The 22,262-nt window shown below is 64.5% G+C and carries 21 protein-coding genes (1 of these 21 cut by a window edge); 4 read left to right on the top strand and 17 right to left on the bottom strand.

Annotated elements, in window-relative coordinates; genetic code table 11:
- Positions 1–419, top strand: the 3' portion of a protein-coding gene (locus tag JQ616_RS18570) for a hypothetical protein (RefSeq protein ID WP_212016696.1). It extends 190 nt beyond the left edge of the window; only the last 419 of its 609 coding nucleotides appear in the window; its start codon lies beyond the left edge, outside the window; it ends in the stop codon at positions 417–419.
- A gap of 86 nt (positions 420–505) precedes the next feature.
- Here JQ616_RS18570 and JQ616_RS18575 read toward each other — a convergent pair whose 3' ends face one another.
- Entirely contained in the window at positions 506–1,594 is a 1,089-nt protein-coding gene (locus JQ616_RS18575; protein ID WP_212016698.1) for a TRAP transporter substrate-binding protein, read from the bottom strand.
- 295 nt (positions 1,595–1,889) lie between these two features.
- Between JQ616_RS18575 and JQ616_RS18580 the strand changes: the two genes are divergently transcribed.
- Positions 1,890–2,975 (top strand): NAD-dependent epimerase/dehydratase family protein, encoded by a 1,086-nt coding sequence (locus JQ616_RS18580; protein WP_212016700.1) that lies wholly within the window; start codon positions 1,890–1,892, stop codon positions 2,973–2,975.
- A gap of 263 nt (positions 2,976–3,238) precedes the next feature.
- On the opposite strand, the gene JQ616_RS18585 is transcribed toward JQ616_RS18580, so the two are convergent.
- The 5 genes from JQ616_RS18585 to JQ616_RS18605 all read right to left on the bottom strand — a co-directional run bounded on the left by JQ616_RS18585 (position 3,239) and on the right by JQ616_RS18605 (position 8,808).
- Complete coding sequence (locus tag JQ616_RS18585; protein WP_212016702.1) at positions 3,239–4,546, bottom strand: NAD(P)H-dependent oxidoreductase; 1,308 nt, start codon at positions 4,544–4,546, stop codon at positions 3,239–3,241.
- A gap of 218 nt (positions 4,547–4,764) precedes the next feature.
- Complete coding sequence (locus JQ616_RS18590; protein WP_212016704.1) at positions 4,765–5,565, bottom strand: phytanoyl-CoA dioxygenase family protein; 801 nt, start codon at positions 5,563–5,565, stop codon at positions 4,765–4,767.
- A gap of 56 nt (positions 5,566–5,621) precedes the next feature.
- Positions 5,622–6,296, bottom strand: coding sequence for a GntR family transcriptional regulator (locus JQ616_RS18595; protein ID WP_212016706.1), 675 nt, complete (start codon positions 6,294–6,296; stop codon positions 5,622–5,624).
- Positions 6,297–6,625: 329 nt separating this feature from the next.
- Complete coding sequence (locus JQ616_RS18600; protein WP_212016708.1) at positions 6,626–7,876, bottom strand: M20/M25/M40 family metallo-hydrolase; 1,251 nt, start codon at positions 7,874–7,876, stop codon at positions 6,626–6,628.
- A 65-nt stretch (positions 7,877–7,941) separates the two neighbouring features.
- Positions 7,942–8,808, bottom strand: coding sequence for a sigma-70 family RNA polymerase sigma factor (locus tag JQ616_RS18605; protein ID WP_212016709.1), 867 nt, complete (start codon positions 8,806–8,808; stop codon positions 7,942–7,944).
- Positions 8,809–8,918: 110 nt separating this feature from the next.
- Here JQ616_RS18605 and JQ616_RS18610 point away from each other — a divergent pair, with 110 nt between their 5' ends.
- Positions 8,919–9,374, top strand: coding sequence for a carboxymuconolactone decarboxylase family protein (locus JQ616_RS18610; protein WP_212017833.1), 456 nt, complete (start codon positions 8,919–8,921; stop codon positions 9,372–9,374).
- 231 nt (positions 9,375–9,605) lie between these two features.
- Here JQ616_RS18610 and JQ616_RS18615 read toward each other — a convergent pair whose 3' ends face one another.
- On the bottom strand, positions 9,606–10,415 hold the full coding sequence (locus JQ616_RS18615) for an alpha/beta fold hydrolase (protein WP_212016711.1): 810 nt from the start codon (positions 10,413–10,415) through the stop codon (positions 9,606–9,608).
- A 154-nt stretch (positions 10,416–10,569) separates the two neighbouring features.
- On the opposite strand from JQ616_RS18615, the gene JQ616_RS18620 reads away from it, so the two are divergent.
- Positions 10,570–11,112, top strand: coding sequence for a methylated-DNA--[protein]-cysteine S-methyltransferase (locus tag JQ616_RS18620; RefSeq protein ID WP_212016713.1), 543 nt, complete (start codon positions 10,570–10,572; stop codon positions 11,110–11,112).
- A gap of 150 nt (positions 11,113–11,262) precedes the next feature.
- Here the strand turns inward: JQ616_RS18620 and JQ616_RS18625 are convergent, their stop codons facing one another.
- The 10 genes from JQ616_RS18625 to JQ616_RS18670 all read right to left on the bottom strand — a co-directional run bounded on the left by JQ616_RS18625 (position 11,263) and on the right by JQ616_RS18670 (position 21,977).
- On the bottom strand, positions 11,263–12,135 hold the full coding sequence (locus tag JQ616_RS18625) for an MBL fold metallo-hydrolase (RefSeq protein ID WP_212016715.1): 873 nt from the start codon (positions 12,133–12,135) through the stop codon (positions 11,263–11,265).
- Positions 12,136–12,154: 19 nt separating this feature from the next.
- Positions 12,155–13,342 carry a serine hydrolase domain-containing protein gene (locus tag JQ616_RS18630; protein ID WP_212016716.1) on the bottom strand — a complete coding sequence of 396 codons (1,188 nt, stop codon included), beginning with the start codon at positions 13,340–13,342 and terminating at the stop codon, positions 12,155–12,157.
- A 23-nt stretch (positions 13,343–13,365) separates the two neighbouring features.
- Entirely contained in the window at positions 13,366–13,980 is a 615-nt protein-coding gene (locus JQ616_RS18635) for a glutathione S-transferase family protein (RefSeq protein WP_212016718.1), read from the bottom strand.
- 143 nt (positions 13,981–14,123) lie between these two features.
- Positions 14,124–14,966 (bottom strand): fumarylacetoacetate hydrolase family protein, encoded by an 843-nt coding sequence (locus tag JQ616_RS18640; RefSeq protein ID WP_212016719.1) that lies wholly within the window; start codon positions 14,964–14,966, stop codon positions 14,124–14,126.
- Positions 14,967–15,106: 140 nt separating this feature from the next.
- Positions 15,107–15,955, bottom strand: a complete 849-nt coding sequence (locus JQ616_RS18645) for an MBL fold metallo-hydrolase (RefSeq protein WP_212016721.1) — start codon at positions 15,953–15,955, stop codon at positions 15,107–15,109.
- Positions 15,956–15,979: 24 nt separating this feature from the next.
- Positions 15,980–16,969 (bottom strand): NADPH:quinone reductase, encoded by a 990-nt coding sequence (locus JQ616_RS18650; protein WP_212016723.1) that lies wholly within the window; start codon positions 16,967–16,969, stop codon positions 15,980–15,982.
- A gap of 165 nt (positions 16,970–17,134) precedes the next feature.
- A complete protein-coding gene (locus tag JQ616_RS18655; protein ID WP_212016725.1) occupies positions 17,135–17,917 on the bottom strand; it encodes an SDR family oxidoreductase in 783 nt (260 codons plus the stop codon).
- Between the two features lie 136 nt (positions 17,918–18,053).
- A complete protein-coding gene (locus JQ616_RS18660; RefSeq protein WP_212016727.1) occupies positions 18,054–18,569 on the bottom strand; it encodes a CvpA family protein in 516 nt (171 codons plus the stop codon).
- Positions 18,570–18,770: 201 nt separating this feature from the next.
- Positions 18,771–20,417: a GMC family oxidoreductase gene (locus JQ616_RS18665; protein WP_212016729.1), complete on the bottom strand. Its 1,647-nt coding sequence runs from the start codon at positions 20,415–20,417 to the stop codon at positions 18,771–18,773.
- Positions 20,418–20,543: 126 nt separating this feature from the next.
- Entirely contained in the window at positions 20,544–21,977 is a 1,434-nt protein-coding gene (locus tag JQ616_RS18670; protein WP_212016731.1) for a coniferyl aldehyde dehydrogenase, read from the bottom strand.
- Positions 21,978–22,262 lie beyond the last annotated feature (285 nt).

The following is a 22,262-nucleotide window of genomic DNA, read 5'->3' on the forward strand; positions in this document are numbered from 1 at the left end:
AGCAGATCGACGGTGCGATCGCCGCGGCCAAGGAGATGGATCCGATCACCGCCAAGCTCTCGCCGGACGCCAAGCCGGATGCGAAGGTCGTCGCCCAGCTCGAGGCGATCGCCAAGAAGAACGGCTTCGCCAGCTATGACGAGTACAACAGCGTGGTCGACAACATCTCGCTGGTGCTCGGCGGCTTCGATCCGCAGACCAAGAAGTATGTCGGTCCCGAGGCCGTGGTGAAGGCGCAGATCGCCCAGGTCCAGGCCGACAAGAAAATGTCGGCCAAGGACAAGAAAGACGCGCTCGCCGACCTCAACGAGGCCCTGAAATCGCCGCCGCCCGCGGTCGAGAACAAGGGCAACATCGATATCGTCACCAAGAGCTACGACAAGCTGATGGAAGAGTTCGGCGGCAGCGACGACAACTGAGCCGCAAGCCGAACCAGGCTTGAATCAAAAATCAGCCCCGGGGAAATTCTCCGGGGCTTTTTTTGTTGTCAGGGAATGCCAGCGACTCAGGTCCGCGTGCGCATCCGCATCATGAAGCTGTCGAACGAGAGTTCGGCGACCTGCATCCAGGCCAGCGATTCGTTGCGATAGGCGGAGAGGCTCGCATACATCTTGCCGAAATGCGGATTGCTCTTGGCGAGATCGGCATAGATCTCGTTGGCGGCGTTGTAGCAGGCCTCCAGCACCTCCTGCGGGAACGGCCGCAGTTGCGCGCCGGCGACGATCAGGCGCTTCAGCGCCGGCGGATTGACCGCATCATATTTGCCGGTGACCCAGGTGAAGGTGTCTTCGGACGCAGCCTGGATCGCAGCTTGATAATGCTTCGGCAGCGCGTTCCACTTGTCCTTGTTCATCACATTGTGACCCTGGCCGGTGCCTTCCCACCAGCCGGGGTAGTAGTAGAACTTCGCGACCTTGACGAAGCCGAGCTTCTCATCGTCATACGGCCCGACCCATTCCGCGGCGTCGATGGTGCCTTTCTCCAGCGCCGGATAGATGTCACCGCCGGCGATCTGCTGCGGCACGCCGCCGACCTTGGCGATGATGGTGCCGGCGAAGCCGCCGACGCGGAATTTCAGCCCCTGCAGATCCGCCATCGACTTGATCTCCTTCCGGAACCAGCCGCCCATCTGGGCTCCGGTCGAGCCGGTCGGAATGCCGACGCAGTTGAATTCCTTGAGCAGGTCGTTGATCAGCTCGCTGCCGCCGCCCCATTGCAGCCAGGAAATGTGCTGGCGCGTGTTGAGGCCGAACGGCAGCGACGTGCCGAAGGTGAAGGCCGGATTCTTGCCCCAGTAATAATACAGCGCGGTGTTGCCCATCTCGACGGTGCCGTTGGAGACGGCGTCGAGCACCTGCAAGCCGGGGACGATCTCGCCGGCGGCAAAGGACTGGATCTGGAATCGGTTGTCGGTGATCTCGGCGACGCGCTTGCAGAAGAATTCACAGCCGCCATAGAGCGTGTCGAGCGCCTTCGGCCAGCTCGCCGCGAGCCGCCACCGGACCTCCGGCATCGATTGCGCGACCGCGGGCGCAGCCACGGCCGTTGCAGCCAGCCCGACGCCGCCTGCCTTCAAGAAATCACGACGCTTCATGCAATTCCCTCCTCTGTGCCGATGCCTCGACAAGGGAACGATCTTGGTGCCGTCTTTCTTCGCCGATCGATCGACGTTGCTGTGATGAATGTGTCCGGTGGCCCTCGACGGGCTCTTGTGTGGAAATCCGAGCTTTCGGTTCCACGGGTCAGGATGATTGATTGCAGACGGAAATCAAGCGGCTGCCTTCGTTGCAGTTGCGAAGGGGAATCGGCGCCCCCGGTCTCATCTGATACCTGTCGGCCCTGTTGTGATCTGCTACGCAAGGCAGGTGAGTTGATGGGAGTTCAAGGACATGGCCAACAAGAAAGTCGTGGTCGCCGGCGCGACCGGCCTCGTGGGCAACGCCGCCTTGCGACACTTCGGCGCATCCGGCGATAGTGAGCGCATCGCGCTGTCGCGCCGCAAGCCGCGCGAGCTCTACGGCGCGCGGCACGTGCCGATCGATCTCGCCAATGCCGAGGATTGCCGCCGCGCTGCGGCCGAAATCAGCGGTGCAACGCATCTGATCTATGCCGCGCTCTATGAAGCGCCCAGCCTGGTCGACGGCTGGCGCGATGCCGGGCAGATCGAAACCAACGACCGGATGCTGCGCAATTTGATGGGCGTGCTCGAACCCGTCGCACCCGATCTCAAGCATGTCGCACTGCTGCAAGGCACCAAGGCCTATGGCGTGCACGTCCGGCCACTCACCGTGCCGGCGCGCGAGGGCCGCTCGGAAATGTATGAGCAGCCGAATTTCTACTGGGCGCAGGAGAATTTCCTGCGCGAGCTGCAACGCGGCAAAAGCTGGCACTGGAGCATCCTGCGTCCGGTCCTGATCATCGGCGAAGCCATGGGCGGCGCGATGGATCTGATCCCGCCGCTCGGCGTCTATGCGGCAGTCCAGCGTGCGCAGGGCAGGCCGCTGGATTATCCCGGCGGCGCGCCGCGCGTCGCTCAGGCCGTCGACGTCGACCTGTTGGCGCGTGCGATCGCCTGGTCTGGCGAGGCCGGGACCGCGCGCAATGAAGCCTTCAATGTCACCAATGGCGACGTCTTCACCTGGGAGAATATCTGGCCGGCGGTCGCTGATGCGCTCGAGATGACGCCGGGCAAGCACGTGCCGCTGTCGCTGGCGCAGGAATATCCAAAGTGGATCGCGACGTGGGACGAATTGCGCAGGAAGCACGATCTGATCGCGCCCGGCCTCGAGGAGTTCGTCGGCCTCTCGTTCCAATACGCCGATTACAGCATGCGCTACGGGCAGACCGAATCCGGTCCGCCGTCGATCGTATCGACGGTGAAGATCAACCAGGCCGGCTTCACCGAGATGATGGATACCGAGGTGATGTTCCGGAAGTGGTTCAAGCTGGCGAAGGCGAGCCGGCTGTTGCCGTAGTTATTCAGCCGGCGCTCTCTCGTCCCCCTCGCCCCGTGCTTACGGGGAGAGGGCGGGGTGAGGGGCATCCATCCGGCGAGCACCTTGCCGCTTGTTAGGCGGCGTGCCTCGCCCCTCACCCGGATCGCATCTTCGATGCGACATAGCCGAAGCTCAGCTTCGGCGTTCTTGAGAACGACCGCCAAAGGCGGCCTGCGCTTCTCCCCGCAAAAGCGCGGGGAGAGGTGAAGGAAGCCGCTTCGTCCGGGCCTACGACAGGGAGGTCACCGCGAAAACGCGGCTTCCATCGTCTTGCGCGTCTTGATGGTGTCGTTGCTCTCGTCGACCTCGACATCGCTCCAGCGCACGACAGCACCATGGGCGACGTCGTTCTTCAGCTTGACGCGATGGGCGAGCCCGATCGGCAGCGCACCGGCGGTGAGGCTGGCGGCGGCGGGCATCAGTTTGCCCCACACCGTGTAGCCGCCTTCGCCGTCGAGCATCTCGCCGGCACGCAGGTTGCGCTTGGCGACCGATGCGACGTCGCCGCGGAAGCCGCGCGGCTGCCCGGTCGGCTCGTTGCGCAGTGCCGCCGACAGCACGGAAATATTCAGCTCGAGTCCGATCAGGTGATACGGCTTGTACATCGCCGCATAGCGGCCGGACGCGTCGGTCTTGAGGCCGTATTGCTTGAAGCAATCGGCCGCATAATCGTTCGGCGCCTCCAGCACCACATAGACGCCCCAGCGCAGATCGCGAAACACCGGACGGCCATCGCGCTCCAGCGACGATACCACCTCGACGATGCCGGATTTCTCCAGCACGCCGCCTTTGTCGCGCGGTCGCATCACGTGTGGCAGATCGTCGACGCCGCAGGGCGGAAACAGCAACCCCTCCGACGGCACGTCGAGCGTGCAGGCATTGGCGATCGCGGCCATTTCGATTGCGGATTTGGTGCCGTCGAGGAAGGAGTTGAACATCTGCGGGTTCATGCCGGCGGATTGCGCCTCGCCGGCGGTCAACCCGTAATGCTGCCACACGCCTTCCGGCGTCACGTCGTGATAGGCTGGCAGGTACTTCGTGCCCTTGCCGGCGGCGACAACGCGAAAGCCTGTCGCGCGCGCCCAATCGACCATCTCCGCGGTCAGCGCCGGCTGGTCGCCATAGGCGAGCGAATAGACCACGCCGGCCTTGCGCGCTTCCTCGGCGAGCAGCGGGCCCGCCAGCACATCGGCCTCGACATTGACCATCACGACATGCTTGCCGGCCGCGATCGCTGCGCGGGCATGGCGGATGCCGACCGCCGGATTGCCGGTCGCTTCCACCACGACATCGAACGCGCCGCCGGCGATCGCGCGCGCGCCGTCATCGGTGAAGGTGGTCGCACTGATCCGCGCATCGTCCCAGCCGACCGTCCGGCACGCCTCGCGCGCGCGGTCGCGGTCGAGATCGACGATCACGGGCACCTCGAGCCCCGGCGTATGCGGCACCTGCGACAGGAACATCGAGCCGAATTTTCCGGCGCCGATCAGGACGACACGCACCGGCTTGCCGGCGGCGGCGCGGGTTTTGAGGAGGTGATGCAGGTTCATGTGCTGGTTACCAATGGTACGGTCGAAGGGATCGATCTGGGACGACGACAAATATCAGGAATCGTCATTCCCGGTGCGCAATTGCGCACCTGTGGGCTCGCGAAGCGAGAGCTACGATGTGCATTGCACATCTGAGAATCCATTGTACTGCGAACCGTGCGGTCAAATGGATTCCGGGCTCGACGCTTCGCATCGCCCCGGAATGACAGGCTTGTGGTTTACTCCGCCGCCTGCCGCGGCGCACGGGCCAGCCGCAGCAGCGCGTCGTCGGGGACCGTCTGGATCGGCGTGAAGTCGCGGTGCGCGATGTAGTCGGGGCGCGTCGGGGTGCGGATGTAGTTCGAGACCGCGTTCAGCGTCAGGTACACGATCTTGCGCGGGTAGGGCGTGATGTTGCCGCTCGATCCGTGCACCAGATTGCCGTGGAACATCAGCATGCCGCCGGGCTTGCCGGTCGGCGCGACGATGCCGCCCTGCTTCACGAGGCGGGTCACCGTCTCCTCATCCAGCGTCCACAGTGGGTAGGACGTGGTTTCGAGATCGTGCGAGGCCTTGAGGTCTCCAGCGGTCTGGCTCTGCGGCACCAGCATCAGGGGGCCATTGATCGGCATCACCTCGTCGAGGAAGATCGCGATGTTCATCGCGCGCGGCTCCGGCATACCGTCGTCGCGCTTCCAGGTGCCGTAATCCTGGTGCCATTGCCAGACGTCGCCGGTGAAGGCCGCCTTGGCGTTGATCTTGAACTGATGCATGTAGACCTTCTCGCCGAACAGCTGCTCGATCGGGTCGATCATGCGCGGATGGGCGCCGAGGGTGCCGAACGCCTCGTTGTAGAGATGCGCGGCGAAGGCGGTGCGCGGCGCACCGCTCTTCTCGCGCCACACCTCGGGGCGGTTGGCGTCATAGATCGAGACCGCCTCGCGGGCGAGGAAATCGACCTCTTCCTGGCTGAACAGCTCGGGCAGGAACAGCCAGCCCTCGCGATGGAAAAATTCGATCTGCTCTTGGGTCAGTTTCATGGTGCTTCCTCCTTTGATTATTGGTCTTCGTTCTTGCGGCGCCGTGACGTTCCGGTTCACGCCGCCACGTCGATGGCCTTCAGCTTCTCTTCGGTCATCCGCCCCGCCGTCTGCGCATGCGCCAGCGCGGCGGCCTCGGCGGCAGCGGCATTGCCGGAGAAAATATGCGCGGCGATGGTTTCGTGCTCGGTCCAGGCGCTGTCGCGGTAATCGAGCTCGGCGAGCACGGTCGCCATCGAGCGGCGCATATGCGGCCATTGCGGCGTGATCATCTCCTCGATCGCGGAATTGCCGGCTAGGCGATAGATCGCGCTGTGGAAGTCGACGTCGAGCGCGATCAGGCACGCCAGCGGCGCGTGGTTGTCGATCGCGCGTCCGGCTTCGAGCGCGGCCTCGAGCTGCGCGCGTGCCGCGGAATCTTCCCTGACCCGGCCGGCCGCAAGCCGTGCCGCCAGCGCATCGATGGCGCCGCGGACTTCATAGAGCTCGCGGATGCGCTGCGGATCGAGCTGCGTCACCTCGAAGCCGCGCTTGCCGCTCTCGGCGACGAGACCCTGGCGATGCAACAGATGCAGCGCGTGCGAAATCGGCTGTCGGGAGACACCGAGCTTTTCGGCAAGCTCGTTCTGGGTGATGCGCTGGCCGGGCAGCAGCGAGCGATCGATGATCGCTTCGAGCAATCGCCCATAGACCTGGTCGATGAGGTTCGGAAGCGGGTCCAACGGGATCATGCCATCAGTCCAGTTTGGAATACGGAATTCCGTATTCGAAAATAGGCTACTGCCGGTTGTGCGAGTGGTCAAGGCTTCAATTCGCGATGGAGATAAGCAATTGATGGTTCGACGTTTTTCTGAGATTTGACCGCGTCCGGCGTTCGCATCGGGTCCGTTGATCAGCCAGCATCAATCGCTCAGCGATGCGTCAAGGTGCCGGTCGCACGTCGAGCACCGGCTACTGTGCATGGGGTTGTTTTCGATATTTTGGCAGCGCGCCTCCCCGCAAGTGACGGTCGGCGGAGAGGGGTTGTCTCAACGCGATGCCGTTGTGCGCTCGCGCTCCGCTACTTCGCCTTGCCCAGCTCCATCAGGATGCGTGTCATCAGATAGAGCCGCGGCACGATCGAGTTGGTGTCGATGTATTCGTCGCGGGCGTGATAGCCCCAGCCGGCGAGGCCGAAGCTTTCGACCACGACCGCCTTGCCGCTGCGCGCGGCGTAGCCGGCGTCGGTGGCGCCGCCGGTGATCTCCGCAATGTCGAGCGTGCGACCGAGCTCGGCATAGATCGCCTGTCCCTGCTTCGCGAGCGCGCGGCCGCGATCGTCAGCGACAAAGGGCGGACGGCCGGCGACGACCTTCACGCTCACTTCGGTGTCCGGGATCAGCTTGTTCTTGACCTTCTCGTCGAGTGCCGCTTGCAGCTTTTGCACGCCGTCCGGAATGGTGAGGCGGATGTCGGCGCCGGCGCTGGCGTGATCGGGAATCTGGTTGCGCACGGTGCCGGCCTTCGCGGTGGTCCAGTTCAGCTGCGTGCCCGGAATCGATTTCGCGACGTCCTGGGTCTGCAGCAATTGATGCGCGAGCTCGAGCAGCGCGTTACGGCCGAGCTGCGGCGCGGCCCCGGCGTGCGAGGCTTTGCCTTTGACATCCAGCGTGCCGGTCGCAGTGCCGCTGGCGCCGAGCAGCAGGCCTTCATTCTTGGCCACCGGCGGCGCCACCGTCGGCTCGCAGGACAGCACCACGTCGTGCTGGTCGGCAAGCTCGGCGATGATCTCGCCGGAGCCGATCGAGCCGACCTCTTCATCCGGATTGAACGAGACGGTGAGTCTTGCGTAGTCGCGCCAGCCGGCGTCGTTGAGGATCTTCAGCGAATGCAGGATGACGGCGATGCCGCCCTTGTCGTCGGCGATGCCGGGTCCGTAGATCCTGTTGCCGTCGACCTTGTAGGGCTGGGTGTCGAGGATGCCGTGCTCATAGACCGTATCCATGTGCGCGATCAGCATCAGCTTCTTGCTGCCGGTGCCTTCGAAGGTGCCGATCACCATGTCGGCGCCGGCGCCCTTCGTGGTCTTGCGCCGTTCGGTCTTGGCGCCGAGCGCCTTCAGCCGCGCTTCGGTGTAGTCGGCCATCTTCTTCAGGCCCTCGACATCGCTGGAGCCTGACTCGATCAGCACCATGTCGTGCAGGCTCTCGATCACGGCAGGCTGGGCCTGCTCGGCGGCCGCACGCAGCTTCTCATCGGCGGCGGCAAGGGCGGAGGACGAGACGAGGGCCAGCAGGCCGGCCGACGCGAGCAATTTGATGGATAGTTTCATGATTGTCCTCCCTGCATAGAATGCAGGGAGAGACTAGCATCACGACTTGTCTGCCTCCAGCCGCGTCAGGTGTGATCGAGCACCTCGACATCCAATGTTTCGATCTCTGCGGGCTCGGCGGTCGCATCGATCGCCGCGATCCTGTCGCCTGCGATCGTGACTCGGAGCACGACGCGCAGCTTGCCGCCGAGGATGACGGCAACGCCGATCTCGCCGTCGACCAGCGCCGGCTTCGCCGCCTGCGCGCGTCCCTTGAAGCTTTCGGCAACCGCTGCGGCGCCGCGGATCACCGGCAGCGAGCCGAGCCGCTGCGCGGCCTGATCGGCGCGCACCACGACGTCCGGCGCCAGCACCGCAAGCAGGCCTTCGAAATCGCCATTGCGGGACGCCGCAAGGAACGCCTCGACGATGCCGCGCTGCCGGCTGAGATCGGCATCCGGCACGGGCGGCGTGCCCTGCACACGGCGCCGCGCCCGGCTGGCGAGTTGCCGCGCGGCGGCGGGCGTGCGCCCGACGATCGGCGCGATCTCCTCGAACGGCACCGCGAACATATCATGCAGCACAAACGCCAGTCGCTCGGCCGGCGCCAGCGTTTCCAGCACCACGAGCAGCGCGGCACCGACCGAGTCCGCCATCTCGGACTCGCGCTCGGACGGATTGTCCGCGATCGGCTCCGGCACGTGCGGACCGATCGGCTCCTCGCGGCGCGATTTGCGCGCGCGCAGCATGTCGAGGCAGATCCGCGCGATCACCGTGGTCAGCCATCCCCCGAGATTGTCGACCGCAGCCGTGTCGGTGCGGCCAAGCCGGAGCCAGGTTTCCTGCACGGCGTCGTCGACCTCGGCGGTCGAACCCAGCATGCGATAGGCCACCGCCCGCAGGCGCGGTCGGTTGGCCTCGAACTGCTCCGCCAAAAATTTCTTCTCGTCCATCGGTCACATTCCCTTGGTGCGCTCCGTCATGCCCATGACGAACGAAACTGGGCCGATGTGACAACAGATCGGCACGGCGGCGTCAAAAGGCAAATCAGGAGAGTGAGATGATGAAAGCCCGCATGAACCATCCGGTGATGGTTGTTCCCGATGCCATGAAGGCGCTGCAGGCGCTCAGCGAGAGCACCAAGCCGGCGCTGCCGGAAAAGCTGCTCGAACTGGTCCATCTGCGGGCCAGCCAGATCAATGGCTGCAGCGTCTGCGTCGATATGCACCCAAAACTCGCCCGCCGCGCCGGCGAGACCGACGAGCGGCTGTTCGCGGTCGGCGCCTGGCGCGACGCGCCGTATTTCACCGACGCCGAGCGCGCCGCGCTGGCGCTGACCGAAGCGGTGACCCGGCTCAGCGACCGCGAGGATCCGGTGACGGATGCGGTATGGGACGAGGCCGCCAAGCATTTCGACGAGCAGCAACTTGCGTCGCTCGTGCTGGGTATTGCGGCGATCAACGTCTGGAACCGGTTGAACGTTGCCGTGCGCCAGCCGGTCGGCGCGTGGAAGGTGTGATCGAAAATCTTGCCGCACTGGTGGTGCACCCTCTCCCCTTGTGGGAGAGGGTGGCGCGATAGAGCGCAGCGGCATCGCGCCGGGTGAGGGGTTCTCTCTCTCCGCGGAGACAGGCCCCTCACCCGGATCGCATCTGTCGATGCGACATAGCTGAAGCTTCGCTTCAGCGTTCTTGAGGACGGTCGCCGCTAGGCGGCCTATGCCTCTCCCACAAGGGGAGAGGTGGACCTGTTACGCCGCCAGAAACTCCAGCACGATCTCGCAGTAGCGCTGCGGGGCCTGCTCGAACATCGGGTGCGTGGTGCCCGGGATCATCTCGGTGCGCGAACCCTGCACATTGGCGGCAAGCGCGTGCAGCACCTTCGGCAGCATGCCTTTGGTGTTGGCACCACCGATGAACAATGTCGGTGTCTTGATCGCCTCGGCGTCCGCCTTCGAGAACGGCGGCCGCTGGTCGCGGGTCTGGCCGATCAGCGTGGTCGCGTTGTCGCGCAACAGCTGCTTGGAGGTTGCCGGAATCCGCTTCCAGGCGCCGGGGCCTTCGAGCGCGTCGATGAAGATCTGCAGGCCGCCGTCGACGTCACCCTTGGCGATCACCTCGGCGGAAGCCGCGATCCGCGCGGCCAGCGGCGAAGGGCCCGGCTTGAAATCGGGATCGAGCGTGCCGTCGAGTTCGCCGCCGGGTTCGGCGAGGATCAGCTTGCGCAGCAGGTCCGGCCGTCGCTGCGCAACGCGAAAACAGATATGGCCGCCGCGGGAATGCCCCATCAGGTCGACCGGTCTGGTGTCGAATCTCTCGATGAAGGCGATTACATCGTCGACATGCTGGGCGATCGAATAGGTGTCGCCGACGCCATCCCAATGCGCCGGGAAGAAATGCCGCAGGCTGACCGCGATCACCCGATGTGCCCGGGTCAGCGGCCCGAGCACCGCCGACCAGATCCGGAAATCGCACAGCGAGCCATGCACGCAGACCAGCGGCGGCCCTTGACCAATATCGAGATAGGGCATGTCGAAACCGTTGACGTGGAGGCTATGCATTGGGGGCTCGCAGAGGGCAGGGATGTTGTTGATTTAGCCCAAGTTCCCACGGAATTCGGGTGGATAGCAACATTCTCCAAGCCTAGATTTCAGATCAACAGCAGGCTCACCCGTGAGCTGAAGCAACGATATCAGGGAACATCTGGAGCGAGCCATGACCGGCCAGCATTTTGCAATCTTCGAGACCATGATCGGCGCCTGCGGTGTCGTCTGGGGCGAGCACGGCCTCACCGGCGTGCAGCTGCCGATGGGCACCGAGGAGAAGACCCGCAAGCGGATTGCCCAGCGCAATGGCGACGTCACCGAGGCGGCTCCGCCGGCCGAGGTGCAGCACGCGATCGACGGCATGATCGAACTGTTGGCCGGCAAGCCGAATGACCTCGCCGACATCGTGCTCGATCTCGACGGCGTGCCCGCGTTCAACCGCGGCGTCTACGACATCGCGCGGAAGATTCCGCCGGGCAAGACCGTGACCTATGGCGACATCGCCAAGCAGCTCGGCGGCGTCGAACTGTCGCGCGATGTCGGCCAGGCATTGGGCCGCAATCCGTGCCCGATCGTGGTGCCCTGCCACCGCGTGCTGGCGGCAGGCAACAAGCCGGGCGGCTTCTCGGCCAATGGTGGCGTGGTGACCAAGCTGAAGATGCTTGAGATCGAAGGTGCGGTGGTGAACCACACGCCAAGCTTGTTCGATTGAGCGGCGCAGGTTGCGAAAGCGTAGGGTGGGCAAAGGGAGCGAAAGCGAACGTGCCCACCCTTCTGGCACCGTGCGCTTGAAGGTGGGCACGCTTCGCTTTGCCCACCCTACGGCTCGACCCCTCCAGGGAAGGGTGAAGCGAGCAAGCTTCTACTTCACCGTCTCGCACACGAACCCGTTGCCCTTCCGCCTGATCTTGCCGACCGTCGGCGAGGGGAAATGCGCGGTGCAGCACAACGTGTCGGTGTCGCAATAGCGCTCCAGGAAGCTGCGCCGCGTCTTCGCCGCTTGCACCGGGTCGACATCGAATTTCGGCGACAGCTCCGGATAATGCGTCTGGATCGGCGAGTGCATCAGATCGCCGGCAAACACCGCGTCATCCTTGCCGCGGCCGAAGGTGAAGGCGATATGGCCCGGGGTGTGGCCGGGCGTCGGCAGGATCCGCATGTGGTCGTCGATCGCAAAATCGTTGCCGACGAGCTCGGCCCGCCTGGCCTCGACCACCGGCAGCACGCTGTCGACGAAGGGCGGGACCTCCGCCTTGGCATTGGTCTCGGTCCAGTAGTCGAACTCGCTCTTGTCGAACACGTAGCGCGCGTTCGGGAAGGTCGGGACCCAGCGGCCGTTCTCGAGCCGTGTGTTCCAGCCGACATGGTCGACATGCAGATGCGTGCACATCACATAGTCGATGTCGCCGACAGAGAAGCCCGCCGCCGCGAGGCCGCGCAGGTAATTGTCGTCGGTCTTCATGTTCCAGGTCGGCCGCCCCGGCCGCGGCTTGTGATTGCCGATGCAGCTGTCGATCAGGATGGTGTGGTGCGGCGTCTTCACGATGTAGGACTGGAACGCCAGGATCAGCGTGTCGCTGTCGTCGAGCGCGCCGGCGGCCTTCATCCAGCCGCGGTTCTCGGCGAGCACTTCGGGGGTCAGTCCGGGCAGCATGTCGTGCGCGGGCAGGAACTTGCCTTCCTCCTCGACGATGCGATGGATGGTGAGATCGCCAGCTGAAAACTTCAGGCTCATGGTGATTCCTTGGATCAGGTCAGTGTGCGTCGCGCACGGCGGGAATGACGATGTTGGTCAGGATATCCATCGCCGCAAGGCCTTCCTTGGGTTGACCATACTGGGCTGCCGTCGTCACCATCACAAGGTCGAGATCGGGAACGGCGATGATGCGTTGGCCGCCCCAGCCGAAGGCGCCGGCCCACTTCACTTCCTTCCCCGCGGCAAGGGATCGCCCGATCCACCATTGATGGCCATAGAACAGCGTGCCGCCGAAATAGCCGACCGCCTGGAAGTGCGGCATGATCGACTGGTCCATCCATAAAGCGGGGACGACCTGCTGCTCCTGCCATCGCCCGTGGTCGAGCACGAGCTGGCCGATCTTCGTGGCATCGCGCGGCCGCAGCCTGAGCCCGGACGCGGCAGCGATCTTGCCGTTCTTGTAGGTCTTCCATTCGAAATCGGTGATGCCGAGTGGTCCGAACAGCACTTCGCGCGCGAATGCCTCGAGCGATTTGCCGGAGACCTGCTCGATGATGTTGCCGAGCAGATCGGTGCCGCCGCCATTGTAGGTCCACAGCGTGTCCGGCGGGGCTATGATCGGCTTGCTCAGCACATAGCCGATTGGATCGTCATCGAAGGCGAGATGCGGTTCGTCGTTGTTCGGATCGTTCCAGGGCAGCGTCTCGTCCCATTGGATGCCTGACGACATCGTCAGCAGATGGTGCAGCGTGATCTCGTCCCAGCCGGCTGATTTCACGGACTGGTGCTCGGGGAAGAATTTCACCACCGGCTCAATGGCGCTGGCGATCAGCTTGCGGTCGATGGCGATGCCGAGCAAGAGCGCCGTCACGCTCTTGGTTGCCGATCGCATGTCGTGCTTGGTGGTCGCCGTGAAATCGGTGCGGCCTTCTGGTTGTCCCCAGGGCTGGTCGAGGCCGGCAAAATACTGCTCGAACACCAGTTTGCCGTGACGTGCCACGACAACCGAATGCACCTCGGTGCTGCGCAGGCTGAGCCGCGCGGCGATGCCGCACAGCCGCTCGCCATCCATGCCGACGCTGTCAGGCGAGGCAATCACCCAACCGTCGTCGAGCGCAGCCGGCGATCCGCAGGGCTGTTTTTGTTGAGTTGTCATATCGTCGGCCCTCAGATTGGTGATCGAGGCCGTCAACGCGAGCGCGAGGCTCGCGCCGAGACGTGAGAGGCGGGGGAAGCGATCGCGCATCGTCATCTCCCCGGCTTCCTCCGCTAAGCCGCAGGCGGCACCGAGATCTTCACTGACGGCCGCTCCAGCATTTTCTGGTAGAACGCGTCGAGCTTCGGATAGGCCTTGCGCCAGCCGCAATCGGCGAAGCGGAAATCGGCATAGCCGAGCACGCAGACGAGGCCGATCTGTGCGATGTCGAACGACGAGCCGTTCAGCACGTCGGGCCGGTTCTCGAACCGCGCCATGCCGGCCCAGGCCCGGTTCCAATGATCGTCATACCAGGCCTGCCACAGCGAGCCCTGCGGCCGCACCATCTTCTCGTAGCGGCACAGCAGCATGGAATCGAGCATGCCGTTGAGCAGCGAGTGATCGGTCTTCAGCTGCCAGCGCCGCGGGCCATAGCCCGGGATCAGCCGGCCGCCGCCGATCTCGTTGAGATATTCGACTATGACGTAGGAATCCAGGATCACGTCGCCATGGTCGAGGATCAGCACCGGCAGCTTCTTCAGCGGCGAGATCTTGGAATATTCGTCGTTGGCCGTGCCGGGTGCAACGGTTGCCGGCACGAACTCGATCTTGTCGATCAGGCCAAGCTCGATCGCGGCGATGCGCACCTTGCGGGCGAACGGGGAGGCGGGAGAGAAGGTGAGTTTCATGGGGGAATTCCTTGCGAAAGGTCTTTCCTCCGTCATGGCCGGGCTTGACCCGGCCATCCACGTCTTTGCTTCCGTACAAGACCTGAGACGTGGATGCCCGGGTCAAGCCCGGGCATGACGAATTCAGGAGAAACGCGCAGCGCTCAAGCCGCGACGATTTCCTGGCGCTGCTCGCCGAGGCCTTCGATGCCGAGCGTCACGACGTCGCCGACATTGAGATACTGCGGCGGCTTCATGCCGGTGCCGACGCCGGGCGGAGTGCCTGTGGTGACGACGTCGCCGGGCAGCAGCGTCATGAACTGCGAGACGTAGGAGATGCACTTCGCCATGGTGAAGATCATGGTCGAGGTCGAGCCGGTCTGGCGACGCTGGCCGTTGACGTCGAGCCACATCGACAGCTTCTGCACGTCCGCGATCTCGTCCTTGGTGGCGAGCCACGGGCCGACCGGGCCGAAGGTGTCGTGCGACTTGCCCTTGGTCCACTGACCGAGGCGCTCGATCTGGAAGTTGCGCTCGGAGACGTCGTTGCAGATGCAGTAGCCGGCGACGTGGTTCAGCGCGTCGGCCTCCGAGACATACTTGGCGCGGGTGCCGATGATCGCCGCGATCTCGACCTCCCAGTCGAGCTTGGTCGAGCCGCGCGGCTTCTCGACCGCGTCGTTCGGGCCCGACAGCGCGGTGTTGGCCTTCAGGAAGAAGATCGGCTCCGACGGAATCGGGTTGCCGGTTTCCTTGGCGTGGTCGGAATAGTTCAGGCCGATCGCGACGAACTTGGAGATGCCGGTGACCGGGGCGCCGAAGCGCGGCTTGCCGGAGACGGCGGGCAGGGAGGCGGGATCGAGGGCAGCAAGCTTCTTCAGCGACTCCGGCGAATAGGCGTCGCCGGTCAGGTCCTTCAGATGGGCCGAGAGGTCGCGCAGCTGGCCGGATTTATCGATCAGACCGGGCTTTTCCGCACCCTTTTCGCCATAACGAACAAGCTTCATGTTGATCACTCCCTACGATGTCTTGAGGATTGTTACTGGTATACCTCGACACGCTTCATGGAACAGCGCGGGCGGAAATTCAACCGCCATGAGGCCGCTGCATTGCAGCCAAGCCTTATTTCAAGGCCATTTCGGGCCGATCACCCCAGCGCGATGAACTTGAACGCATCGCCATCGCGCTTGATGTGGCCGGCATTGAAATGCCCGCCGATCACCAGCGTCGGCGTGTCGGCAAAGCGCGAAAACAGCTCGCGCCGCGTCACGGCTGACTGCTTCTGGTCGGAATCGGCAGTCGACGACCAGTCGAGGTGATACATCTGGCAGGGATGATGCGCGACGTCGCCGGTCAGCAGCCCTTCCTCTCCCGCCGACTTGATGTGGATGCTCATGTGGCCGGGGCTGTGGCCCGGCGTCGGGATCAGCGTGATCTCCTCGGTCAGGCGGTGGTCGCTCGGCACCAGTTCGGCCTTGCCGGCATCCGCGATCGGCTTCACCGAGTCGGCGAAAACAGCGGCATGCGCCGGATCGTCGCTATGGTCGCGCCAGTGCTCGTATTCAGTCCTGCCGAATACGTAACGCGCATTGGCGAAGGTCGGCACCCATTTGCCGCCGGCGAGCTTCGTGTTCCAGCCGACATGGTCGACATGCAGATGCGTGCACAGCACGGTGTCGATGCTGTCAGGGGCAAATCCGGCCGCGGTCAGCTTCTCCAGGAACGGATCGCTGCGGTTGTTCCAGGTCGGTACGTTGCGGCCCTGCTTGTCGTTGCCAAGCCCGGTGTCGACGATGATGCGGTGCTCCGGCGTTTCCACCAGCAGCGAATGGATCGACATTTTCAGTCGGCCATCTTCATTGGCGAAATGCGGGATCAGCCAGGGCAGGCTCTGGATCTCCTCCCGGCCGGCCAGCGGCAGGATGAACCGCGTGCTGCCGACGGTCTCCAGCTCGACGACTTTGGTGATCTTGACCTTGCCGATTGTCCATTGCATGCGGCGTGCCCTCTCTGTCTCTTGTTACCTGGCGCAGTCGACGATCACCGTACCGATCTTGTCGCCCTTCTCAACCGCGAGATGGGCGTCGGCGGTCTCCGATAGTGCGAATTGGCCGGCGATGTTGTGCGCACGGGTACCGGAGGCGAGCCACTTCGTGATGTCGGCCTGCGCGGCCGCGAGCAGCGGCGGCGGCAGCGCGAACAGCACCAGCGCGCGCACCGTGATGCATTTCTCCATCAATTCGCGCACCGGCAGCGTGGGCGTGCGGTTGCCATTGGTGGCGTAGACCGCGATGGTCGAGTTCATCGCCATGAGCTTCAGCGTGGTGGCGAGGTTGCCGCCGAAATCGACGTCGATGACGCGGTCGACGCCGCGGTTCTCGGTGAAGGCCATCACCTTGGAGACGACGTCCTCGGTCCGGTAATTGACGACCGTGTCGGCGCCGGCGAGCCGCGCCTCGGCGTCCTTGACCTGCGAACTCACGGTCGCGATCACGCGCGCGCCGCCCCATTTTGCCAGTTGCACGGCGTAATGGCCGACCGCACCGGCGCCGCCGGTGACCAGCACCGTTTGCCCTGCGATCGGACCGTCGGCAAACAGTGCGCACCATGCGGTCATGCAGGGGATGCCGAGCGTCGCTCCAGCCGCGAACGACACGTCCTGCGGCAGCGGAGTCACCAGATAGTCGGCGAGCGTGATGTACTCGGCCGCGGTGCCGAAGGCACGGCCATTGCGCTGGCCGTTGAACAGCCAGACGCGGTCGCCGACGGCAAAACGTGTGACGCCTTCACCGACCTGGTCGATGATCCCGGCGCCATCGCTGTTCGGGATCACGCGCGGGAATTCCATCGCGCGATAGTTACCGCTGCGGCGGCCGACATCGGCGGGATTGACCCCGGAGGCCTCGAGCCGAACCCGGACCTCGCCGGACCCCGCATCGGGCGTCGGCATCTCGCCGACGGTAAGCACCGTCGGCGCCGCGCCGGCTCGTTCGTACCAGACCGCTTTCATCTAGCGCCCTTTCCGAAGTTCGTGAACTCGTCCAGCGACCTCTTGCGCGAACTTCGGAAAGCAAGAGGGCGCTAGAAGACTCATGAATCTCTAGTGCCGCCTGACCGATTTGAAGCTCCCAATCGGCCTTGCCGCATACAGTGCAGGAGCTTCAAATCGGCGGCACTAGAGGGTGCCGGGGAAGGCGCCGCCATCGAGCAGGATGTTCTGCCCGGTGATGAAGCCGGCCTTGTCGCCGCACAGGAAGGCGCAGGCGTAGCCGAATTCGTCGGGACGGCCGAAGCGGCCCGCGGGATTCAGCTTGGCGCGCTCGGCCAGGACCTGGTCGGCCGAGATTCCGCGCTTTTCAGCCTCGGGCTTGGCGGTACCGCGCAGGCGGTCGGTATCGAACGGGCCCGGCAGCAGGCCGTTGATGGTGACATTGTTGATTACGGTCTTGCGCGACAGGCCGGCGACGAAGCCGGTGAGGCCGGCGCGGGCGCCGTTGGAGAGGCCGAGAATCTCGATCGGCGCCTTCACCGCGGCCGAGGTGATGTTGACGATGCGGCCGAATTTGCGCGCCATCATGCCGTCGACGGTTGCCTTGATCAGCTCGATCGGCGTCAGCATGTTGGCGTCGATCGCCTTGATCCAGTCGTCGCGGGTCCAGTTGCGGAAATCGCCGGGCGGCGGGCCGCCGGCATTGTTGATCAGGATGTCCGGCTCGGGGCAGGCCTTGAGCACGGCTTCGCGTCCCGCCGCCGTCGTGATGTCGCCGACGATCTCGGTGACGGTGACGGACGGATGCGCCTTGCGGATTTCGTCCGCGGTTTGCTTCAGCGCCTCGGCGCCGCGCGCCGTCAGGGTGACATGCACACCCTCATTGGCGAGCGCGATCGCGCAGGCGCGGCCCAGTCCCTTGCTCGATGCGCAGATGATGGCCCGGCGGCCTTTGATTCCAAGATCCACGAGTTCACTCCCTGTGATGTCGGGTCGGTTTGTAAAGGTTTGATGGCGTTATTCTAGCCAAGCTCGGCGGCGCCGATAAGGGACGTGCAATGCATAAGTGCATGCCGGGCAGGAACAGGCGGGTCAACTTAATCGGCTAGATCCGCTGCTCCCGCCGCAGCCGCTCGATCGCCATGGTGGCTTCCGGCGGCAGAGAGCGGAATCCGGCCTGTCCTGCCGCGGAGAACAGCGGCCGCAATTGCGATCCGTTGAGGAATTGCGGCTGCTTTGCCAGTGGGACCAGCTGATCGAACACCAGGACCAGCGTGGTCACGACGAGGCCGACCCTGACCGCACCGAGCAGCGCGCCGCCAAGCCGGTCGCCGATCCCGATCTCCGCGCCGATGGTGTCGTCGAGCATCGTCCGCGCCATTTTTCCGAGGATGACGCCGGTCAGAAGGAACAGGCCGAACAGCAGCACCCCATTGGGCGGAAACGGCGACGACGGCAGCGTCGCGATGTGGGGCCCGATCATCGCCAGCACCGCGACCGCGATCGGCATGGCGACGAGGTAGGCCAGGATGGTGACTGCGCTGCGCAGCAGGCCGGTGGTGAAGCCGGTGACGACTGCGAACACCAGCCCCAGGGTCACGACGATGTCGAAGAGGTTCATGGATGAGGATTTCCTGCCTCGATCTCCTACGGTTCCCAGGTTGATGAAATCGGCTCGCATCAAGGACAATTGTAGCGATCAATCGTCCGTTTTCGGCAACCTCTCGATGTCCGGCCTATTCGATGCCGGTAAAGAAATCATCCTCATCGCCGGCGCTCGCCACACCCAGCGTCGTCCCCGGGCTCGCGCTGACGCACGCCCTCAGGTGCGCAATTGCGCACCGGGGAATGACGAAGGAGACAAACTCATCCGCATCTCCGCCTTGATGATATCGGCGGCCTTCTCGCCGATCATGATGGTCGGCGCATTGGTGTTGCCGCCGATCAGCGTCGGCATGATCGAGGCGTCGACCACGCGCAGGCCGTCGAGCCCGTGCACGCGCAGCTTCGGATCGACCACCGCAAGCGGATCATCGGTGCCCATCTTGCAGGTGCCGACCGGGTGATAGACGGTGTCGGAGCGCGCTCGCAGGATGCTGCGGATATCGTCGTCGGTGCGGACATCCGCCGTGAACATGTCCTTCTGCTGCAACGCGCGCAGCGCTGGCGCGTCGAGCAGCCGCTTGGTCATCTTGAAGCCCGCGACCATGGTCTCGACGTCGCTGTCCTCGCCGAAGAAGTTCGGATCGATCGCGGGGGCTGCGAGGGGATCGGCGCTGTTCAGCCAGACGCTGCCGCGGCTTGCCGGGCGCAGCAGACAGACATGGCAGGAGAAGCCGGTACCCCAGCGCGGCTTGCGGCCGTGGTCTTCCACCATGGCCATGCAGAAATGCAGTTGGATGTCGGGAGTTTCGAGATCGGGTCGTGTCTTCAGGAAGCCGCCGCATTCGGCGACGTTCGAGGTCATCGGGCCGCGCCGCTCGCGCCGGTATTGCCCGATCCCCTTGATGATCCGCCCGATGCCGCTCCACGACAGTCCCGAGAAATAAGGTGCGTCGGAGGCGAAGCCGAACACGAAATCCGGGTGATCCTGCAGGTTCTGGCCGACACCCGGCAGATGATGCACGCTGGCGATGCCGTGCTTGCCGAGCGCCGCGGCGTCGCCTATGCCCGACAGCATCATCAATTGCGGCGACTGGAACGCACCGGCCGAGAGGATGACCTCACGCCGCGCGCGCAGCACCTTCTTCTCCTTGCCCTGCATGTATTCGACGCCGACGGCGCGCTTGCCCTCGAAGATGATGCGGGTCGCCTGTGTCTGCGTCTCAACGCGCAAATTGGGCCGGCGGCCCATATGGGGATGGATGTAGCCGCGCGCGGCGCTCCAGCGCTCCCCATTCCTCTGGGTCACCTGGTAGATGCCGAGGCCTTCCTGTTCGGCGCCGTTGAAATCGTCGCGGATCCGGAACTGGGCCTCGCGCGCGCCCTGCAGGAACATCTCCTTGACCGGATTGTCGGACTGCAGGCCGGTGACGTTGAGCGGTCCACCCTTGCCGTGATATTCGCCGTCGAGTTCGGTGTTGTGCTCCGAACGCTTGAAGTAAGGCAGCACGTCGGCGTAGCTCCAGCCGGTATTGCCGAGCGAAGCCCAGTGGTCGTAGTCGGCGCGATGACCGCGGATATAGACCATGGCATTGATGGCGCTCGAGCCGCCGAGGCCCTTGCCGCGTGGCTGATAGCCGATGCGGCCGTTCAGGCCCTTCTGCGGCACGGTGTCGAACGCCCAGTTGTTGAGCTTGCCCGAGAGCATCAGAATGATGGCGCCGGGCGTGGTCACCACCCAATTGTCATTCTTGCCGCCGGCGTCGAGCACCGCCACCGAGGTCGCCGGATCCTCCGACAATCGCCCCGCCACCGCACAGCCGCCGGAGCCTGCGCCTACCACCACGAAATCGAATGCGTCAGTCACGTATGTTTCCCCCTTATCGTCATTCCGGGGCGCGCGCAGCGCGAGCCCGGAATCCATTTATCGGCGTCACCGCGGCGCGATGGATTCCGGGCTCGATGCTTCGCATCGCCCCGGAATGGCGTTCGGCTACGACAACAATCGCATCAGCTTCTCCAGCCGCGCGATCTTCGCGCCGTAGGGCGGATAGAGATCGGCAAGCCGGTTGAAGCGCGAGCGGTAGAACACCGGCTTCAGCTTGGTCAGCGTCTTGAATCCCCATTCGCCGTGATAGGCACCGGTGCCGGACGCGCCGACGCCGCCCATCGGCTGATAGGCTTGCGCGAAGTGGAACAGGCAATCATTGACGGTGACGCCGCCGGACACCGTGCGCGCCAGCACCGCGTCGCGGGCCGCATTGTCGGTGCCGAACCAGTACAGCGCCAGCGGGCGGTCGCGCTTGTTGATGAAGGCGATCGCCTCTGAGGCGTCGCGCGTGCCCATCACCGGCAGCAGCGGCCCGAAGATCTCCTCCTGCATCACGGTCATCTCGGGCGTCGCATCGACGATCACGGTCGGCGGGAATTTGCGCCGATCCTTCCACTCGGGATCGTTCGCAGCAGCCGGCTGCATGATGGTCGCGCCCTTGGCGACGGCGTCGGCGACCAGGCTCTCGAGCCGGGCGTAGTGCCGGTCCGAGACGATCGAGGTGTAGTCCGGATTTTTCGGATCGATACCGAACATGTGCTGCATGTGGCCCTGCAGCCGCATTGCGAACGGCTGCACCGCGGCTTGCGGCACCAGCACGTAATCGGGCGCGATGCAGGTCTGTCCGGCATTGAGCAGCTTGCCATAGGCGATGCGCTGCGCGGCCTCGTCGATGTCGGCGGAGCCGTCGACGATCGCGGGCGATTTGCCGCCGAGCTCGAGTGTCACCGGTGTCAAATTGCGGCCACAGGCTTCCGCGACCAGCCGGCCGATCCGGGTCGAGCCGGTGAAGATCAGATGATCGAACGGCAGCGCGGCAAAGGCTTTTGCGATGTCGTCGTCGATATCGGTGACCGCGAGCTCGGTGGCGTCGAATTTCTTTTCGATCGCTTCGGTCAGCAGTTCGGCGAAGCGCGGCACCAGCTCGCTCGGCTTGATGATGGCGCGGTTGCCGGCCGCAATCGCGGCGACCGCGGGCGCCAGCGTGAGCTGCAGCGGATAATTCCACGGCGCAATGATCCCGACCACGCCGAGCGGCTGCGGCATCAGCCGGTTCTTCGCCGGCGCGAACTGCACGGTGGTCGGCACCTTTTGCGGCGCCATCCACGACTTGAGGTGCTTGGCCGCGTGCTTGATCTCGCCGAGCACCAGCATGGTCTCGGCGATCGCGGTCTCGACGGTGGAGCGGTGGCCGAAATCGGCCGAGATCGCCGCCTCGAATCGCGCCTCGTTTTCGGTCAGCGCGGCGCGCAGGCGGCGTAGCCGGTCGAGCCGCGCCTGCGATGTCGGCGCCGGTTCGCTCCGCGACAGCTCGAACTGGCGGTGGAAGGTCTCCTCAAGCGCGTACAGCCCCGGGCTCTTCAATGGCCGGTCCATTGGCGTTCCCCCTTGGATGACATTTCCTTGACGGATTTTGTTGGGCGCCAAGCTCCGCTTTTGCGCGCTGTCTGGCAAGCCCCGGTTCCCGGCGGTAATTTTGTCAGGAAAACCGGTGATTTGGACGTCACAAAATCCTCAAAAACCTGCATCCAGGGCTTTCCAAACCGACCTCACATTGATACATACGCCCCGCACCCGACGGCTTCGGCCCGGGTCGCCTTCTCAGGAAGCCCTCCGGACGGATCGATCGGCGCCGTTAGACGCGTTGGCCGGCAGGTTCGG

The organism is Bradyrhizobium tropiciagri (genome assembly GCF_018130545.1).
Classification (GTDB): Bacteria; Pseudomonadota; Alphaproteobacteria; order Rhizobiales; family Xanthobacteraceae; genus Bradyrhizobium; species Bradyrhizobium tropiciagri_A.

What these genes read in the sequence shown, in the direction of transcription:
- JQ616_RS18595 (WP_212016706.1), bottom strand. Translation starts at nt 6,296, where the DNA reads ATGATCCCGTTGGACCCGCTTCCGAACCTCATCGACCAGGTCTATGGG.
- JQ616_RS18580 (WP_212016700.1), top strand. Translation starts at nt 1,890, where the DNA reads ATGGCCAACAAGAAAGTCGTGGTCGCCGGCGCGACCGGCCTCGTGGGC.
- JQ616_RS18650 (WP_212016723.1), bottom strand. Translation starts at nt 16,969, where the DNA reads ATGAAAGCGGTCTGGTACGAACGAGCCGGCGCGGCGCCGACGGTGCTT.
- JQ616_RS18600 (WP_212016708.1), bottom strand. Translation starts at nt 7,876, where the DNA reads ATGAAACTATCCATCAAATTGCTCGCGTCGGCCGGCCTGCTGGCCCTC.
- JQ616_RS18625 (WP_212016715.1), bottom strand. Translation starts at nt 12,135, where the DNA reads ATGAGCCTGAAGTTTTCAGCTGGCGATCTCACCATCCATCGCATCGTC.
- JQ616_RS18645 (WP_212016721.1), bottom strand. Translation starts at nt 15,955, where the DNA reads ATGCAATGGACAATCGGCAAGGTCAAGATCACCAAAGTCGTCGAGCTG.
- JQ616_RS18660 (WP_212016727.1), bottom strand. Translation starts at nt 18,569, where the DNA reads ATGAACCTCTTCGACATCGTCGTGACCCTGGGGCTGGTGTTCGCAGTC.
- JQ616_RS18630 (WP_212016716.1), bottom strand. Translation starts at nt 13,342, where the DNA reads ATGCGCGATCGCTTCCCCCGCCTCTCACGTCTCGGCGCGAGCCTCGCG.
- JQ616_RS18610 (WP_212017833.1), top strand. Translation starts at nt 8,919, where the DNA reads ATGAAAGCCCGCATGAACCATCCGGTGATGGTTGTTCCCGATGCCATG.
- JQ616_RS18615 (WP_212016711.1), bottom strand. Translation starts at nt 10,415, where the DNA reads ATGCATAGCCTCCACGTCAACGGTTTCGACATGCCCTATCTCGATATT.
- JQ616_RS18670 (WP_212016731.1), bottom strand. Translation starts at nt 21,977, where the DNA reads ATGGACCGGCCATTGAAGAGCCCGGGGCTGTACGCGCTTGAGGAGACC.
- JQ616_RS18590 (WP_212016704.1), bottom strand. Translation starts at nt 5,565, where the DNA reads ATGAAACTGACCCAAGAGCAGATCGAATTTTTCCATCGCGAGGGCTGG.
- JQ616_RS18620 (WP_212016713.1), top strand. Translation starts at nt 10,570, where the DNA reads ATGACCGGCCAGCATTTTGCAATCTTCGAGACCATGATCGGCGCCTGC.
- JQ616_RS18635 (WP_212016718.1), bottom strand. Translation starts at nt 13,980, where the DNA reads ATGAAACTCACCTTCTCTCCCGCCTCCCCGTTCGCCCGCAAGGTGCGC.
- JQ616_RS18575 (WP_212016698.1), bottom strand. Translation starts at nt 1,594, where the DNA reads ATGAAGCGTCGTGATTTCTTGAAGGCAGGCGGCGTCGGGCTGGCTGCA.
- JQ616_RS18640 (WP_212016719.1), bottom strand. Translation starts at nt 14,966, where the DNA reads ATGAAGCTTGTTCGTTATGGCGAAAAGGGTGCGGAAAAGCCCGGTCTG.
- JQ616_RS18605 (WP_212016709.1), bottom strand. Translation starts at nt 8,808, where the DNA reads ATGGACGAGAAGAAATTTTTGGCGGAGCAGTTCGAGGCCAACCGACCG.
- JQ616_RS18585 (WP_212016702.1), bottom strand. Translation starts at nt 4,546, where the DNA reads ATGAACCTGCATCACCTCCTCAAAACCCGCGCCGCCGCCGGCAAGCCG.